This window comes from Streptomyces sp. NPDC030820 (genome assembly GCF_055572075.1).
The window spans coordinates 751184-765300 of the sequence record NZ_JBVIEB010000001.1; the positions used below are offsets into that span (position 1 = coordinate 751184).

Here is a 14117-nt window from a genome sequence, read left to right on the forward strand (position 1 = left end):
GACTCGACGTGGCGCATCTGGTGCCGGCTCAGTGGCTGCTGACCCACTGAGCCGACGTGGGCCTTCATCAGTGGCCGGCGGACCGCAGTTCGTCCACCAGGCGGGCCGTCACCGGCACCGGCACGCCGTGCCGGTCCGCCGCGCGCAGCAGCGCCCCGCCGATGGCGTCGAGTTCGAGCGGGCGGCCCGCCTCGGCGTCGCGCTGCATGGACGACTTGGCGCCGGGCGGGAAGGCGTCGTACCGGGCCAGCGCCTGAGCCGGGTCGGCGGGGGCGCCGCAGGCGCGGCTGACCGCGGCGGTCTCGGCGACCAGGGACTCCAGCTCCTCGCGGTGCCGGGTGCGGGCCTCGCCGAGGGGGAGGGCGTACCGCGTGGTGAGCAGGGCGAAGGGGGCGAGGAACGCCATCTTGGCCCACAGAGCCGCCGTCTCGTCCTCGACCACGCGGGCCGTCACACCGGCGGAGACGAGGGTGGCCGCGAGGCCGTCGAGACGGGGGCGGGGCACGGCGTCCCCGGCCAGGTCCATCTCCGTGAACGGGCTCCCGTGTTCGATCACCCCCGGGGCGACCCGGGTGGACTCCACGCGGATCACCGCCGGGGCGACCCGGTCGGGACCGTAACGGGCGCGGAGCCGGCCGGGGTGTTCGACGCCGTTCAGGAGCGGTACGACGAGGGCGTCGCCCAGAGCCTGCGGCGGCACCCGGGTGAGGGCGGCGTCCAGCGCGGTGTGCTTGACGGCGATGAGGCAGGCGTCCACCGGCTCGCGCAGCTCGGTGTCCGCCTCGACCGGGGCGGTGAACTCGCCGAACTGTGGGCTGCGGACCGTGATTCCGGTACGGCGCAGGGTGTCGGCCGTGCGGTCCTGGGCCAGGCAGACGACGCGGTGGCCGGAGCGGGAGAGCAGGGCGGCGAGGAGTCCGCCGGTGCCGCCGGGGCCGAGGACGGCCACGGTGTGCTCGGTGGTCATGAGGAGGTTCCTCTCGTCGGTCGGCCCCGGGGATCGGTGGCCGCCTTCGGCGCGATCCTCGCACCTTGACGCGGGGTGCGTGAGACTGGGGGCATGTGCCGGAGTATCAAGACGCTGCGTCCGCCCGTGCTGCCCGACGAGGCCACGGAGGAGGACATCCGCGCCGCCGCGCTGCAGTACGTGCGGAAGGTTTCGGGATTCCGGGCCCCCGCAGCGCACAACCGCGAGGTCTTCGACCGCGCGGTGGCCGCGGTGGCCGAGGCCACGGCGGAGCTGCTCGGGGGGCTGGAAGTGCGGGGGCAGTCGGTGCGAAGCACCCCGTAGGGGCGGGGCCGCGTTTGATGTGCGGCTCCGCCGCACCACCCCCATAATCCGGCATGACGGTCAACTCTGCCCAGAAGCAAGGGCGTTGGGCCAGCAGAGCATGATGAACCGCGCCGTCCGCGGTGTACGGCCGACGAGTTGCCCGCCGGACTGCTCGTACAGGGCGGCTGCCGACCGCACTTGGCGGACGGCTGTGAGACCGGAGGGCTGGATGTGACCCGGCGGCCGTATTGCCTGATGGAGCATCAAGATCACGCGCACACAAGGAGGTTCGCCTTCGGCTGCCCACGGAAGGCGTGCACTGGGCGGCATTCGCCGAAGCCGAGCCGCAAGTGGCGCCGGAGCGATGGCCGAATGTTGAACTTGCAAGCATTGATTAGGCGGCCCTAACCTGGGTCCCTCATTCGGTACCGCCGCACCCCCACGACCGGCCACTTGGACGTCCCCGGCCGGTCCGACCGACACCGAAGAGGAGAACCCCCCTCATGACCGCACGCCTCAACTCCGCTCAGCCCTATGTCCTCGGGCTCTTCCGCATCGTCGTAGGTCTGCTCTTCGCCGTGCACGGCGCCGCGTCCCTCTTCGGCGTCCTCGGCGGTGCCGCCGGCACCCAGGGCGGCACGATCCCGACCGGCACCTGGCCCGGCTGGTACGCGGCCGTGATCCAGCTGCTCGCCGGCGGCCTGGTGCTCCTCGGCCTCGGCACCCGCGGGGCCGCGCTGATCGCCTCGGGCTCGATGGCGTACGCCTACTTCGACGTGCACCAGCAGGCCGCGCTGTGGCCCATCCAGAACGGCGGCGAGCTGTCGGTCCTGTTCTGCTGGGCCTTCTTCCTGCTGGCCTTCACCGGGTCCGGCGCCTTCGGGCTCGACCGGTTCGTCGCCCGCCGCACCGCCGTGGACGGCCGGGACGCCACCGAGCACACCCCGATAGCGGCCTGACCCGGCGTCGGCGCCCTTCCCGGCCACGCGGGGGAAGGGCGCCGTTCGGTCTCCAGTGTGCTACGACGTCCCGCCGAACGGCACGGTGACGCAGGCCACCCGGCTGCCCTTGGTGCCGGGCTCCTTGTGGATCACCACCGAACCCGCCTGGCCCTTCCGGAAGGCCCAGGTGTGCTTGGCGGTGGCACTGCCGATCCCGTTCGCGTTGGACTTGAAGTCCAGCCAGACCTCGTTGTCCTTGTTGACGTGGGCGGCGTCCATGCCGGGGTGGTTCTGGTAGTGCTTGCCGGCGGCGGCAGGGTCGGCGCCGCAGGCCTTCTGGTGGACGTGGACCCCGAAGAGATGGTTGGGCTTGACGCCGGCCACCCACAGCTCGACGGTCGTGGCACCGCTCGGCTGGGTGATCTGGCGGACCCGGATCAGGGCGCCCGTCGGGACGAGGCTCTGGTCGTACACCACCGCGTTCGACTTGTCGGTCGCGGCCGGAGGTGAGAACACGCCGTAGGTCTCCAGCGAGGAGGTGTGGGCGGTGCTTGCGGTCCCGGACGCGAACAGGGCTGCGGCGAGGGTGCCCGCGTATATGGCTGCTGCCACCATGATGTGCACCTTTTTCTGCGCTCATGCGCCGTTTCGTTCGGATTTGTTCCCGATGTTTCGGGACAGGCCTCTCTCCATTGCTACGGACGTGGCATGGCCCCGCCGCACAGCGTGCGCTGTTCGGGTGACAGAGCGTGTCGGAGGCCCCGGAAACCAGCCTGGCTTCTTGTTCGCCCCCCTAGCCCCTTCTGTCACACCCCGGCGTACGCTGTATGGCTGTCAACGGGGGAGCAACGGGAGTCGTGGTGTTCGAGAATGTGGGGGCATTGGCCGCCGGACCGTGGATCTATGCCGCGGTCGTCATGTCCGTGCTGCTCGACGTGTTCGTGCCGGTGCTGCCGAGCGGCGTGCTCGTCATCACGGCGGGTACGGCAGCGGCGGCGGGCTCGGGCGCGGCGGCCGGCCGCGTTCCGCGCGACGTTCCGGACCTCCTGGTTCTGATCCTCTCCGCGGCGACCGCCTCGGTCCTCGGCGATCTGGTGGCGTACCGGCTGGCCTGGCGGGGCGGTGCGCGGCTGGACCGGGCGATAGCCCGCTCCCGGCGGCTGACCACCGCGCAGGAACGTCTCGGCGATGCCCTGGCTCGGGGCGGCGGCGCGCTGGTCGTGCTCGCCCGCTTCGCCCCGGCGGGCCGCTCGGTCGTGTCCTTCTGCGCCGGCGCCGCCCACCGCCGAGCCCGCGACTTCGTCCCCTGGTCCGCCCTGGCCGGCCTCTCCTGGGCCGCCTACAGCGTCGCCCTCGGCTACTACGGCGCCCAGTGGCTCGGCCCGACATGGCTGGCCACGGCCGTCTCGCTCGCGGCCCTTTTCGCCGCGGGCGCGGCGGCGGGCTACCTCATGCGCCGCCGCGCCGCGTAGGCCTCCGGCGGTTTGGCCCGGGGCGCGCTGCGGGTGCCGGTGGCCGCAGCGCGCCGGGGGTGTGGGGCTGTATCTGATATGCGGCTCGGCCGCGGGGGCGCGACCGGCCACGGCGGGTCCGCGGTCGCCGTGCGGCCCCAGGCCCTGCGGCGGGAGGTGAACTTCGGCGTGCGGTGCCCAGGCCTCCGGCGGTTGGCCCTGGTGCGGGCTGCGGGTGCCGGTGGTCGCAGCTCCCGAAGGGGTGTGGGGCTGTGTCTGATATGCGGCTCGGCCGCGTGGGCGCGACCGGCCACGGCGGGTCCGCGGTCGCCGTGCGGCCTCAAGTCCTGCGGCGGGAGGTGAACTTCGGCGTGCGGTGCCCAGGCCTCCGGCGGTTGGCCCTGGTGCGGGCTGCGGGTGCCGGTCGCCGCAGATCCCCCCGGGGCGTGGGGCTGTATCTGATATGCGGCTCGGCCGCGGGGGCGCGACCGGCCACGACGGCGGGTCCGCGGTCGCCGTGCGGTCTCAAGTCGTGCGGCGGGAGGTGGAAGTCAGCAGCTCGCCAGGTAGTTCGTCAGTGCCGACTTCTCCGCGGAGTCGACCGAGAGGTCGTAGTAGTACTTCACCTGCACCCAGGCGCGGACGTAGGTGCAGACGTAGGCGGACCGGGACGGGACCCAGGTCGCCGGGTCCTGGTCGCCCTTGGCCTGGTTGACGTTGTCGGTGACGGCGAGGAGCTGGGGACGGGTGACGTCGTTGGCGAAGGCCTGCCGCTGCGCGGTGGTCCACTTGCTCGCGCCGGAGTCCCAGGCCTCGGCCAGCGGGACGAGGTGGTCGATGTCGACGTCGGAGGCGGAGGTCCAGGTGGCCCCGTCGTAGGGGGAGTACCAGCTGCCACTGGTGGCGGTGCAGGCGGAGTCGGTGACGACGTTCGTGCCGTCCCGCTTGAGAATCCACTCACGGGTGTTGCAGGTGCCGGAGATGGTGATCCAGGTCGGGAACAGGGAGCGCTGGTAGCCGGTGCGGTTCTCGGTGGCCACGGTCAGCTGGGAGAGGTAGCTGCGGGCGGTGGCGGCGCTGACCGGCGTGGGCAGGGCGGCGGAGGCGCTCGGGGAGTCGAGCAGGGCGACGGAGGCTATGAGTGCGGTAAGAGCGGCGAGTATGTTCAGCCGTCGACGCGCGTAGAGCCTGGGCATGCGGGAACTCCCTTGCGGAGTCGGGAATTTGGACGCGAGCCAGGGAATGCTCGCGAGGCCGTGTTGCCGTGGGGTGAGCGTTCGGTAAGAAGATAATGACGCGTTCATGTCATAACAAGGTTCATGACAACCTTTCCCGCTCAACCCGCACATCCCTTACGATGGGCAGCGCAGAAGGGGAGTAGCTCTTTGCCGGACCGTCGACATACTGCTCAGCCAGCCTGAGCCGGCGCCCGGAGGCGGACCCTCGAGTCCTTCGAGGACCGCCAGCGAGACCTTCGGCAAGCAGTGCACGTCCGTGTCCCCGCGACACGGACGCCGAGTGCGCTGCCGTGCCGAGGTGTCATCGCGTGACGTACCACACTCTCGGTGGGGCAGCCCCGACCGATTGAGGAACCTTGATCAGCATCACCGTGACGGCGCTCGTCTTCGGCGTCATCTTCCTCGCCGAACTGCCCGACAAGACCGCGCTCGCCGGTCTCGTCCTCGGCACCCGCTACCGCGCGAGCTACGTCTTCGCCGGTGTCGCCGCCGCCTTCCTGCTGCACGTCGTGCTGGCCGTCGCCGCCGGCAGCGTGCTGACGCTGCTGCCCCAGCAGATCGTGCACGCCCTCACGGGCGTCCTCTTCCTCGGCGGCGCCGCGATGCTGCTGCTGAAGAGGGACGAGGGCGAGGAGGAGATCAAGAAGCCCGCCGACCAGTCCTTCTGGAAGGTCGCGGGTACGGGCTTCATGCTGATCCTCGTCGCCGAGTTCGGCGATCTCACCCAGATCATGACCGCCAACCTCGCCGCCCGCTACGACGACCCGCTCTCCGTCGGCCTCGGCGCCGTGCTCGGCCTGTGGGCCGTCGCCGGACTCGGCATCGTCGGCGGAAAGGCCCTGATGAAGAAGGTGCCACTGCGGCTGATCACGCAGATCGCGGCACTGCTGATGCTCGCGCTCGGCGCGTGGAGCCTGTACGAGGCGGTGGCGGGCTGAACCCGGTCGTGCATCCCGGCATGAACACCGGCCGTGAACCCCGGCCATGAACCCCGGTCGAGCTGAACGGTCGGTGAACCCTTTCCGGATGCGGTGGCGGGATCCGCTCCCGGTTTTGTACCGTGGAGGAACAAAGTGGCTCCCGCCCGTTTTCCCTGACCGGCGGGCGGGGCCGCCTTGTCCCTCCCCTCGGGGCCTTTTTCGTTCCTGGAGCTGCCGATGACGGCCACCGCCACGCCCACCGTCCTCACCGCCCGTGCCCTCCTGCTCGACATGGACGGCACCCTCGTCAACTCGGACGCCGTCGTCGAGCGCATCTGGCGCCGCTGGGCCGAGCGGCACGGGCTGGACGGCGACGAGGTGATGAAGGTGGTCCACGGCCGGCAGGGTCACGCCTCCATGGCCGTACTGCTGCCCGACCGGCCCATGGAGCAGAACCTCGCCGACAACGCGCGCATGCTCGCCGAGGAGACCGCCGACACCGACGGCGTCGTCGAGATCCGCGGCGCGAGCGCCTTCCTCGCCTCCCTGCGAGGTCTCCCGCACGCCCTGGTGACCTCCGCCGACGTCCCGCTGTCCACCGCCCGCATGAACGCCGCCGGGCTGCCGCTGCCGGAGGTCCGCATCACCGCCGAGTCGGTGGGCGCGAGCAAGCCCGACCCCGAGGGGTTCCTGAAGGGCGCCGCCGAGCTGGGCGTGGATCCGGCGGATTGTGTGGTCTTCGAGGACTCCGGCGCGGGAATCGCGGCGGGGCGCTCCGCGGGGATGACGGTGGTCGGGGTCGGGGCCCGCGCCGGTCTGCACGGACCTGACGTGGTCGTCCCGGATCTGACCCAGGTACGGGTCGAGGCGAGGGACGACGGGACGATCCGGCTGCACATCGGCTGACGCGTCGCGTCGCCCGCTCTCACGGCTCGGACGTCTCCGCCTCCAGGCTCTTCCTGGTCGCCGGCCCGTACACCCCCAGGGTGTCGCCCCGGATACCGCGAGCCAGCTGGTAGTTGCGTACGGCGTCCTCCACGGGCCGGGTGAAGATGCCGTTGACCTGGTCGCCGTAGAGGTTCAACTGCCGTAGCCGCTCCTGCAGTTCGTCCACCTCCGGGCCATGGTCGCCGCGTTGCAGCACCGGAGCGACGGCCGGGGTGGCCCGGGCGGTGGGGGAGGCCGGGCGGGTCGTGGCGGTGGACGGGGACGGCGTCGGTGACGTGGTCCGCGTCGCCGGCGGGCTCGGAGGGCTCGCCGCAGCGGCGGGCGGCGGCACCGGCGAGCGGGGCACGGCGGGGGAGGCGGATCGTGCCGGCGGTGACGCCGGGCCCGGTGTGCTCACCTCCGGGACCCTCGGCCTGACCTCCTGGGCCGCCCGGTCCCGGGACGGCGTGTGATAGGAGAACAACCCGCCCGCGAACCCGCCCGCCGCGAGCGCCCCCGCGACGGACAGCAGGACGGTACGGCGAGCGCTTCGCCGCCTCGGCCGCGGTGGGTCGACGTCCGGCTGCTGCGCCGTCGCGGGAGCGCTCGCGGCCGAGTCGCAGGTCAAGGCATGGTCCCGGGCCCCTTCGCGGTGCTGCGTCCGCGGGTCGGCCGTACTCGGCGGCGGCTCCGCCGTCGGCCGCAGGGGCAGCGTCGTCTCGACGGCCTCGACCTGTACATACGGCCGTATACGCAGCGGATCGAAGTCCTCCGCCGCTGCCGCCTCGGCCGTGCGCGTCTCGCGCAGCGCCTCGGCCGCGCGCTCGGTGCAGTCGCAGGACGGGCTCAGGTCCGGGCCCCTCGGCGCTCCGCACTCCGGACAGCTGTGGCCCTCGGATTCACTCACGCGTTCGCCCCTCCCCTCACGAACTACAGACCCTATGCGCAAATTCTTCGCATCCGCCGCCGGAAACGCGGGACTCAACAGGCCATAAACGGTGACACCGACCACGATGGAAGAGGTGCACCCAGCCCCGGGAGGTCTCCATGGCCCTGGACACGCACGGCACGCAGCAGGAGATCAAGGCCGCCGAGCACGTCCCCGGCAACGTGTTCGTCTCCATCGGTGCGCTGCTCCTCGGGCTGCTGCTCGCCGCGCTCGACCAGACGATCGTGTCGACCGCGCTGCCCACCATCGTCAGCGATCTCGGCGGTCTGGAGCACCTGTCCTGGGTGGTCACCGCCTATCTGCTGGCCTCGACCGCCGCGACCCCGCTGTGGGGCAAGCTCGGCGACCAGTACGGCCGGAAACGACTGTTCCAGACGGCCATCGTCATCTTCCTCATCGGCTCGGCGTTGTGCGGCATGGCGCAGAACATGGGCGAGCTGATCGGATTCCGCGCGCTGCAGGGCCTGGGCGGCGGCGGGTTGATGGTGCTGTCGATGGCGATCGTCGGCGACCTCGTGCTGCCCCGTGAACGCGGCCGCTACCAGGGTTTGTTCGGGGCCGTGTTCGGCGCGACCAGTGTGCTCGGACCGCTGCTCGGCGGGCTGTTCACCCAGCATCTGAGCTGGCGCTGGGTGTTCTACGTCAACCTGCCCGTCGGCGCCGTCGCGCTCGCCGTGATCGCCACCGCCCTGCACATCCCGCGCCGTACCGAGCACCACGTCATCGACTACCTCGGCACCTTCCTGATCGCCTCCGTCGCCACCTGCCTGGTCCTGGTCGCCTCCCTCGGCGGTACGACCTGGCCCTGGGGCTCGGCGCAGATCATCGGGCTCGCCGTGCTGGGCGTCCTCCTCGCCGTGGCGTTCGTCGCCGCCGAGCGGCGGGCCGCCGAACCCGTCCTGCCGCTCAAGCTGTTCGGCATCCGCACCTTCAGCCTCGCCGCGGTCATCAGCTTCATCGTCGGTTTCGCCATGTTCGGCGCGATGACCTATCTGCCGACCTTCCTGCAGGTCGTGCACGGCATCTCGCCGACCCTGTCCGGCGTGCACATGCTGCCCATGGTCGTCGGCCTGCTGCTGTCGTCCACGCTCTCCGGGCAGATCGTCAGCCGCACCGGCCGCTGGAAGGTGTTCCCCGTCACCGGCACCGCCGTCACCGCCATCGGCCTGCTCCTGCTGCACCGGCTCGACGAGCACAGTCCGACCGCCGAGATGAGCGCCTGCTTCTTCGTGTTCGGCCTCGGACTCGGCCTGGTCATGCAGGTCCTCGTGCTCATCGTGCAGAACGCGGTGTCGTACGAGGACCTGGGCGTCGCCACCTCCGGCGCGACCTTCTTCCGCTCCATCGGCGCCTCCTTCGGCGTGGCGATCTTCGGCACGGTCTTCGCGAGCCGTCTCGGCGACAAACTCACCGCCGCCTTCCGGGGCGTGAGCCTGCCCCCGAGCGCCTCCGCGAACGCCCTCAAGTCCGACCCACGCGGCATCGCCACCCTGCCGCCCGCCCTGCGCTCGGCGGCCCTGCACGCGTACGCGTCCGCCATCACCGACGTCTTCCTCTACGCCGCCCCCGTCGCCCTCCTCGGCTTCCTGCTGGCCTGGTGCCTGAGGGAGGACCGGCTGCGCGGCTCGGTCACCGCGCCGGACGCCTCCGAGACCATCCCGCCCAACCCGGTCGAGCGGTCCTCCTACGACGAGGTGTGCCGTGCGCTCTCCGTGCTCGGCACCCGCGAGGGCCGCGGCGAGATCTACCGGACGATCACCGAACGGGCCGGGTACGATCTGCTGCCCGCCGCCAGCTGGATGCTGCTGCGCATCCGCAAGTACGGCTCGGTCGAGCCGGGCGTCCTGGCCGAGCGCAGCCCCGTCCCGCTGGAGGCCGTCCTCGCCGCCGCCCGCCAGGTCGAGGAACGGCACCTGGGCGAACGCCGTGGCCTGGACCTGTACTTGACCGAGTCCGGCCGCGAGGTCGCCGAACGGCTCGCCAAGGCCCGCGAGGAGTCCCTCGCCGAACTCCTCGGCGACTGGTGGAAACCCGGCCGGTCCACCGACCTGACCAAGCTCGTCAGGGAACTCACCGGGGAGATGTGCGGCACCGAGCGCGAACGACCGCACGACACCACGGGCGCCAAGGTCAGTTGAGCGCCAGCTCCTTGCGGAACCAGTGCTCGGCGTAGACGTCGTCGTTGTGCGGGTCCGTCTCCGTGTAGCCGAGGCGGGCGTACAGGGCGCGGGCCTCGACCAGGTCGCTGCGGGTGTCCAGGATCAGCCGCCGGGCGCCGAGGGCACGGGCGGCCTCCTCGGCGGCGGCCACCAGCAGCGGGGCGCCGCCCCTGCCGCGCAGCCGCTCGTACACGAACACCCGGGTCAGTTCCGCCGTGTCCGGCTCCAGCAGCCGTACGCCCGCGCAGCCGGCCGGCTCACCGTCGTACCGCCCGACGAGCAACTGACCGGTAGGAGGCGCGAGCTCGGCACCGGTCGCCGCCGCGATCTCCCGCTCCAGCTCGTCGGGGTCGGTCCGACGGCCCTCGTGCAGCAGATACCAACGGTCGCTGACCTCCGTGTAGTAGGCCCGCCACAGCGCGGCGGCGACCGGGGAGTCGCACGGTTCCGGAGTGATCACCCACGTCATGGCGGCCATTGTCGACGGCCGTCAGCGCGCCGCCCAGCGGTTTTCCGCGCCGCTTCGCGGACCGACCACCGTTTGTCGCTGTCCTTCCGGGTCACCCGGAGAGGAGCCGGCCAGTGGGGCCGGCCGATCGGAAGGCAACCATGTCCACAGGCATGATCGTGGTGACCGTGATCGTTGCGGCCGTGGTCATCGCCGCGGTCACCTCCCTTGTTCTGCGCGGCCGCGGACGGTACGGCGGGCCCGGCCTGAAGCGGCGCTTCGGGCCTGAGTACGAGCGGACCGTCGCCCTGCACGGCGGAGACACCAAGGCCGCCGAACGGGAGCTGGCCGAGCGCGTCGAACGCCACGGCGACCTGCGGGAACGGCCGCTGGACCCGGCCGGGCGTGAGCACTACGCGGCCCGCTGGACGGCCGTACAGGAACACTTCGTCGACTCGCCTCGGCAGGCGGTGGCCGAGGCCGACCGGCTGCTTGCGGACCTCGCGGCCGCGCGCGGCTACCCGGACGGCGGGCGTTACGAGGAGCAGTTCGCCGCGCTGTCCGTGCACCACGCCGACCACGTCGACGGCTATCGGCAGGTGCACCGGGTGGCCCGTGCCGGGGCGCGTCACGGGCTGACCGAGGCCGGCTCCGGGACCGAGGAGATGCGTACGGCGCTGGTCGGCGCCCGCGCCCTCTTCGACGACCTCACCCACCCCTCCCGGGAAACCGGCCGCCACCGGGCGACCCACGCCGGCACCAGCCACTCGAAGAAGGGTTGAGCATCATGTCGGACAGGACGAGCGGCCCTGGCGACGAGCGCCCCACCGGCCGCTTCCGCCGGCCGCCGGACGAGGACTGGACCCCGGAGGACACGCCTCTGGGCCAGTACATCCCGAGTGACCCCCTGCCGGAGGAACGGCTCCCCGGCGAACCGCCGCCGACAGCGCCCACTTCCCGCCTTCCCGGCTCGGTCGGCCCCGGCAGAAACGGCCTGACAGCCGACGACCTCACCCCGGAAGACACACCCCCACACCCACCGGACCGCCCGACCGAAACCGGCACCCTGGCCGAAGGCCGGATGCCAGGCGTAGGCGGCATCGCCGGCGAGGGCCGAAGGCCGGCCGAGGGGTGGATGCCGGGCGAGGGTCGGATGCCGGGCGAGCCTGGGATGCCGAGTGAGCGCGGGATGCCAGGCGAGGACCGCATGCCGGGCGAGAGGGCGATGTCCGGCGGGAGCGGGATGTCGGGCGAGAGCGGGATGCGCAGTGAGCCTGGGATGCCAGGTGAGGGGCGTATGCCAGGTGAGGGTCGGATGCCGAGCGAGAGGGCGATGCCGGGCGAGCCTGGGATGCCGAGTGAGCGCGGGATGCCAGGTGAGGGGCGTACGCCAGGTGAGGGTCGGCTGCCGGGCGAGAGCCGGATGTCGGGCGAGAGCCGGATGTCGGGCGAGAGCGGGATGCCGGGTGAGGGCCGTATGCCGGGTGAGGGCCGTATGCCAGGTGAGGGTCGGATGCCGAGCGAGCGTGAGATGTTGGGCGAGAGGGCGATGTCGGGCGAGCCTGGGATGCCGAGCGAGCGCGGGATGCCGAGCGAGAGTCGTATGCCAAGCGAGAGCCGCATGCCCGGTGAGAGCCGCATGCCCGGTGAGGCCGGTATGTCGTACGAGAGCCCCATGCCGGACGACGGGCTGGGGGTGCCGTCGCCCGGGGACGTGAGCGCGCGGGATGCGCACACCACCGAAACCACCGCACCGGATGCATGGCCGACGGCACCGGCCGGCACCCGCGCACGCGGGACCGCGGCCGCAGCCGGAAGCGCGCCGGCGCCCGGGTCCCCCGGTGTCTCCTCCGTCGGCGAGACGGCACCCGCTCCCTCCGGCACCGGCGCACCCCTGCTGTCCCACGACGAGACCGACCGTTGGGAGCAGCGGATGCGGCGGCTGGCCGCCGGGTTCGTGGACGAGCCCCGGGGCGCGGTCGAACAGGCCGATCATCTGCTGGAGGAGATCGCGGGGCGGTTCGAAGCGGCCGTGGAGCGGCGGCGGCGTACGCTGCGGCGTTCCTGGGAGGCCTCCGAGGACCGTGGACCGGGCTCGGACACCGACACCGAGCAGCTCAGGCTGGCTCTGCGTGACTACCAGGAGCTGGCCGGACGTCTGCTACACCTCTGAGGGACCCCGTCCACGTGTGGCGGCAGCCCTGCGCTGCCGCCACTCGCGCACGACCTCCTCGACGTCGTACGGCTTCTTCCCCAGCGGGGGACCGGGCGGCGGCTTGAACATCATGTCCTTGATCTTGACGTTGACGTCTTCGATGATCTTCCGCGCGATCCGCTCGGACGGCGCCGCGTAGGCCGCCACGAGCGCGTCCTCGGCCTCCTTGCGCAGGGCGAGGGCGGGCGGCAGCACGGACAGGCCCTCGCGCGCCATCTTCCGCTTGATCCACCACAGTTCGTCATAGGTGGAGTCGAGTTCGGCGGGCAGCGGCTCCCCCGTGCCCGGCAGCCGCTCGAACTCACCGCGCCCCTGCGCGTCGCGGATCTGCTTGTCGACCCAGGACTCGAACGGCACACCAGGTGGCTTTCGCTCGGTCATGAGCCCATTGTGCCGGACGCGGCCTCGCCGGGCGTTTTATCATGCGGCGGGGATACGGCGATCCGGCCGCCGTACACCGATGGTCGTACAGGGGGAAACGCGCGTGCTCGAACTCACCATGGCCACCGTCTCCGGGGCCGACGCGGGCGCCACGGCCGGCATGACGATGGCCGACGCGCCGAGCGAGCCGGGCGCCGTGCTCCGGGTCGGCCGGGACGCGTCCATGTGCCGGCTGGTCACCCCCGAGGACTGGCTGTTCGTCTCCCGGGTGCACCTGGAGTTCCAGTGCGGCCCCGACGGCGGCTGGCAAGTCACCTGGCTGCGCGGTTCGCAGGCCGAGCCGTCGTCCCAAGTGCGGCTGGTGGTCGGGGAGTACGCGCAGCCCATCGGCTACGGCACGACCGTGCCGCTGCCGCACGGCGGGTCCGGCGAGATCGTCGTCCAGGACCGCACCGCGCCGCGCAGCGTCAACGTCGGCTTCTATCACGAGGTCTGAGCCCGGCCCGGGTGGCGATCGGGCGGCTCAGTCCAGTACCCGGGCCAGCGCGAAGCCGTCGTAGCCCTTGCTGCCGACCGTCTGGAGCGCCGTGCCGCTCAGCCTCGGATGCGTGGCGATCAGCTCGATCGCGGCGCGCGTGCCCACGACGTCGGGCTCGGTGTTGCGCTCGTCGACGACCCGGCCGCCGCGCACCACGTTGTCCACGACGATCAGGCTGCCGGTGCGGGTGAGCCGCAGCGCCCACTCCACGTAGTTCGCGTTGTTGGCCTTGTCGGCGTCGATGAACACCAGGTCGAACGGGGCCGGGTTCTCGTCGGCGAGCTTGGGCAGCGACTCCAGGGCCGGGCCCACCCGCACCTCCGCGATCCGGTCCAGGCCGGCCCGCGCGAGGTTCCGGGTGGCCACCTCGGCGTGCTTGGCGTTGTACTCCAGCGACACGAGTCTGCCGTCCTCGGGCAGGGCCCGGGCCAGCCAGATCGTGCTGTAACCGCCGAGTGTGCCGATCTCCAGGATGTGCCGCGCGCCCTGCACCTGGGCGAGCAGCTGGAGGAACTTGCCCTGTGCCGCCGTGACGGCGATCTGCGGCAGACCGGCTGCGTCGTTCTCCCGCAGGGCCGCCTGCAGCGCCTCGTCATCGGGGGCGAGCCGGCTGGTGAAGTAGTCGTCGACATCGTCCCAGAGCTGGGAGTCGCTCATGCTCCTGCTGCCTTTCCCGA

16 protein-coding genes are annotated in these 14117 nt (G+C 71.9%); 9 read left to right on the forward strand and 7 right to left on the reverse strand.

The window, feature by feature from the left end; genetic code table 11:
• Nucleotides 1-67 precede the first annotated feature (67 nt).
• Nucleotides 68-967, reverse strand: coding sequence for a ketopantoate reductase family protein (locus ACZ418_RS03380; protein WP_468356175.1), 900 nt, complete (start codon nucleotides 965-967; stop codon nucleotides 68-70).
• A gap of 93 nt (nucleotides 968-1060) precedes the next feature.
• Between ACZ418_RS03380 and ACZ418_RS03385 the strand changes: the two genes are divergently transcribed.
• Together ACZ418_RS03385 and ACZ418_RS03390 are read left to right on the forward strand one after the other, a co-directional pair.
• Nucleotides 1061-1291 carry a DUF2277 domain-containing protein gene (locus tag ACZ418_RS03385; protein ID WP_468356178.1) on the forward strand — a complete coding sequence of 77 codons (231 nt, stop codon included), beginning with the start codon at nucleotides 1061-1063 and terminating at the stop codon, nucleotides 1289-1291.
• Nucleotides 1292-1776: 485 nt separating this feature from the next.
• Entirely contained in the window at nucleotides 1777-2232 is a 456-nt protein-coding gene (locus ACZ418_RS03390) for a DoxX family protein (RefSeq protein WP_468356181.1), read from the forward strand.
• Nucleotides 2233-2292: 60 nt separating this feature from the next.
• Here ACZ418_RS03390 and ACZ418_RS03395 read toward each other — a convergent pair whose 3' ends face one another.
• Nucleotides 2293-2829 carry a superoxide dismutase family protein gene (locus ACZ418_RS03395; RefSeq protein WP_468356184.1) on the reverse strand — a complete coding sequence of 179 codons (537 nt, stop codon included), beginning with the start codon at nucleotides 2827-2829 and terminating at the stop codon, nucleotides 2293-2295.
• A gap of 302 nt (nucleotides 2830-3131) precedes the next feature.
• Between ACZ418_RS03395 and ACZ418_RS03400 the strand changes: the two genes are divergently transcribed.
• Nucleotides 3132-3686, forward strand: coding sequence for a DedA family protein (locus ACZ418_RS03400; protein WP_468356878.1), 555 nt, complete (start codon nucleotides 3132-3134; stop codon nucleotides 3684-3686).
• Nucleotides 3687-4216: 530 nt separating this feature from the next.
• On the opposite strand, the gene ACZ418_RS03405 is transcribed toward ACZ418_RS03400, so the two are convergent.
• Nucleotides 4217-4861, reverse strand: a complete 645-nt coding sequence (locus ACZ418_RS03405; RefSeq protein ID WP_468356187.1) for an HNH endonuclease family protein — start codon at nucleotides 4859-4861, stop codon at nucleotides 4217-4219.
• 398 nt (nucleotides 4862-5259) lie between these two features.
• Here ACZ418_RS03405 and ACZ418_RS03410 point away from each other — a divergent pair, with 398 nt between their 5' ends.
• Together ACZ418_RS03410 and ACZ418_RS03415 are read left to right on the forward strand one after the other, a co-directional pair.
• Nucleotides 5260-5841: a TMEM165/GDT1 family protein gene (locus tag ACZ418_RS03410; RefSeq protein ID WP_468356190.1), complete on the forward strand. Its 582-nt coding sequence runs from the start codon at nucleotides 5260-5262 to the stop codon at nucleotides 5839-5841.
• Nucleotides 5842-6060: 219 nt separating this feature from the next.
• Nucleotides 6061-6729: an HAD family hydrolase gene (locus ACZ418_RS03415; protein ID WP_468356193.1), complete on the forward strand. Its 669-nt coding sequence runs from the start codon at nucleotides 6061-6063 to the stop codon at nucleotides 6727-6729.
• 19 nt (nucleotides 6730-6748) lie between these two features.
• Here the strand turns inward: ACZ418_RS03415 and ACZ418_RS03420 are convergent, their stop codons facing one another.
• The gene (locus tag ACZ418_RS03420) at nucleotides 6749-7657 is read right to left on the reverse strand and encodes a peptidoglycan-binding domain-containing protein (RefSeq protein ID WP_468356196.1); all 909 of its coding nucleotides are present in this window, start codon (nucleotides 7655-7657) and stop codon (nucleotides 6749-6751) included.
• 140 nt (nucleotides 7658-7797) lie between these two features.
• Between ACZ418_RS03420 and ACZ418_RS03425 the strand changes: the two genes are divergently transcribed.
• On the forward strand, nucleotides 7798-9837 hold the full coding sequence (locus ACZ418_RS03425; RefSeq protein WP_468356199.1) for a DHA2 family efflux MFS transporter permease subunit: 2040 nt from the start codon (nucleotides 7798-7800) through the stop codon (nucleotides 9835-9837).
• Here the strand turns inward: ACZ418_RS03425 and ACZ418_RS03430 are convergent.
• A complete protein-coding gene (locus ACZ418_RS03430; protein WP_468356202.1) occupies nucleotides 9830-10336 on the reverse strand; it encodes a GNAT family N-acetyltransferase in 507 nt (168 codons plus the stop codon). The genes ACZ418_RS03425 and ACZ418_RS03430 overlap by 8 nt on opposite strands.
• 131 nt (nucleotides 10337-10467) lie before the next feature.
• On the opposite strand from ACZ418_RS03430, the gene ACZ418_RS03435 reads away from it, so the two are divergent.
• A complete protein-coding gene (locus tag ACZ418_RS03435) occupies nucleotides 10468-11088 on the forward strand; it encodes a hypothetical protein (protein WP_468356205.1) in 621 nt (206 codons plus the stop codon).
• A gap of 839 nt (nucleotides 11089-11927) precedes the next feature.
• Complete coding sequence (locus ACZ418_RS03440; RefSeq protein WP_468356208.1) at nucleotides 11928-12479, forward strand: hypothetical protein; 552 nt, start codon at nucleotides 11928-11930, stop codon at nucleotides 12477-12479.
• Here the strand turns inward: ACZ418_RS03440 and ACZ418_RS03445 are convergent.
• Nucleotides 12468-12902, reverse strand: coding sequence for a DnaJ family domain-containing protein (locus tag ACZ418_RS03445; protein ID WP_468356211.1), 435 nt, complete (start codon nucleotides 12900-12902; stop codon nucleotides 12468-12470). The genes ACZ418_RS03440 and ACZ418_RS03445 overlap by 12 nt on opposite strands.
• Before the next feature lie 103 nt (nucleotides 12903-13005).
• Here ACZ418_RS03445 and ACZ418_RS03450 point away from each other — a divergent pair, with 103 nt between their 5' ends.
• The gene (locus tag ACZ418_RS03450) at nucleotides 13006-13398 is read left to right on the forward strand and encodes an FHA domain-containing protein (protein ID WP_468356214.1); all 393 of its coding nucleotides are present in this window, start codon (nucleotides 13006-13008) and stop codon (nucleotides 13396-13398) included.
• Nucleotides 13399-13425: 27 nt separating this feature from the next.
• Here the strand turns inward: ACZ418_RS03450 and ACZ418_RS03455 are convergent, their stop codons facing one another.
• The gene (locus tag ACZ418_RS03455) at nucleotides 13426-14097 is read right to left on the reverse strand and encodes an O-methyltransferase (protein ID WP_468356217.1); all 672 of its coding nucleotides are present in this window, start codon (nucleotides 14095-14097) and stop codon (nucleotides 13426-13428) included.
• Nucleotides 14098-14117: the final 20 nt, after the last annotated feature.

Bases quoted from the DNA above. Each gene is read 5' to 3' on its own strand.
- ACZ418_RS03400 (WP_468356878.1), top strand. From the start codon at position 3,132: ATGTCCGTGCTGCTCGACGTGTTCGTGCCGGTGCTGCCGAGCGGCGTG.
- ACZ418_RS03380 (WP_468356175.1), bottom strand. From the start codon at position 967: ATGACCACCGAGCACACCGTGGCCGTCCTCGGCCCCGGCGGCACCGGC.
- ACZ418_RS03445 (WP_468356211.1), bottom strand. From the start codon at position 12,902: ATGACCGAGCGAAAGCCACCTGGTGTGCCGTTCGAGTCCTGGGTCGAC.
- ACZ418_RS03385 (WP_468356178.1), top strand. From the start codon at position 1,061: ATGTGCCGGAGTATCAAGACGCTGCGTCCGCCCGTGCTGCCCGACGAG.
- ACZ418_RS03425 (WP_468356199.1), top strand. From the start codon at position 7,798: ATGGCCCTGGACACGCACGGCACGCAGCAGGAGATCAAGGCCGCCGAG.
- ACZ418_RS03415 (WP_468356193.1), top strand. From the start codon at position 6,061: ATGACGGCCACCGCCACGCCCACCGTCCTCACCGCCCGTGCCCTCCTG.
- ACZ418_RS03455 (WP_468356217.1), bottom strand. From the start codon at position 14,097: ATGAGCGACTCCCAGCTCTGGGACGATGTCGACGACTACTTCACCAGC.
- ACZ418_RS03435 (WP_468356205.1), top strand. From the start codon at position 10,468: ATGTCCACAGGCATGATCGTGGTGACCGTGATCGTTGCGGCCGTGGTC.
- ACZ418_RS03405 (WP_468356187.1), bottom strand. From the start codon at position 4,861: ATGCCCAGGCTCTACGCGCGTCGACGGCTGAACATACTCGCCGCTCTT.
- ACZ418_RS03440 (WP_468356208.1), top strand. From the start codon at position 11,928: ATGCCCGGTGAGAGCCGCATGCCCGGTGAGGCCGGTATGTCGTACGAG.
- ACZ418_RS03430 (WP_468356202.1), bottom strand. From the start codon at position 10,336: ATGGCCGCCATGACGTGGGTGATCACTCCGGAACCGTGCGACTCCCCG.
- ACZ418_RS03390 (WP_468356181.1), top strand. From the start codon at position 1,777: ATGACCGCACGCCTCAACTCCGCTCAGCCCTATGTCCTCGGGCTCTTC.
- ACZ418_RS03395 (WP_468356184.1), bottom strand. From the start codon at position 2,829: ATGGTGGCAGCAGCCATATACGCGGGCACCCTCGCCGCAGCCCTGTTC.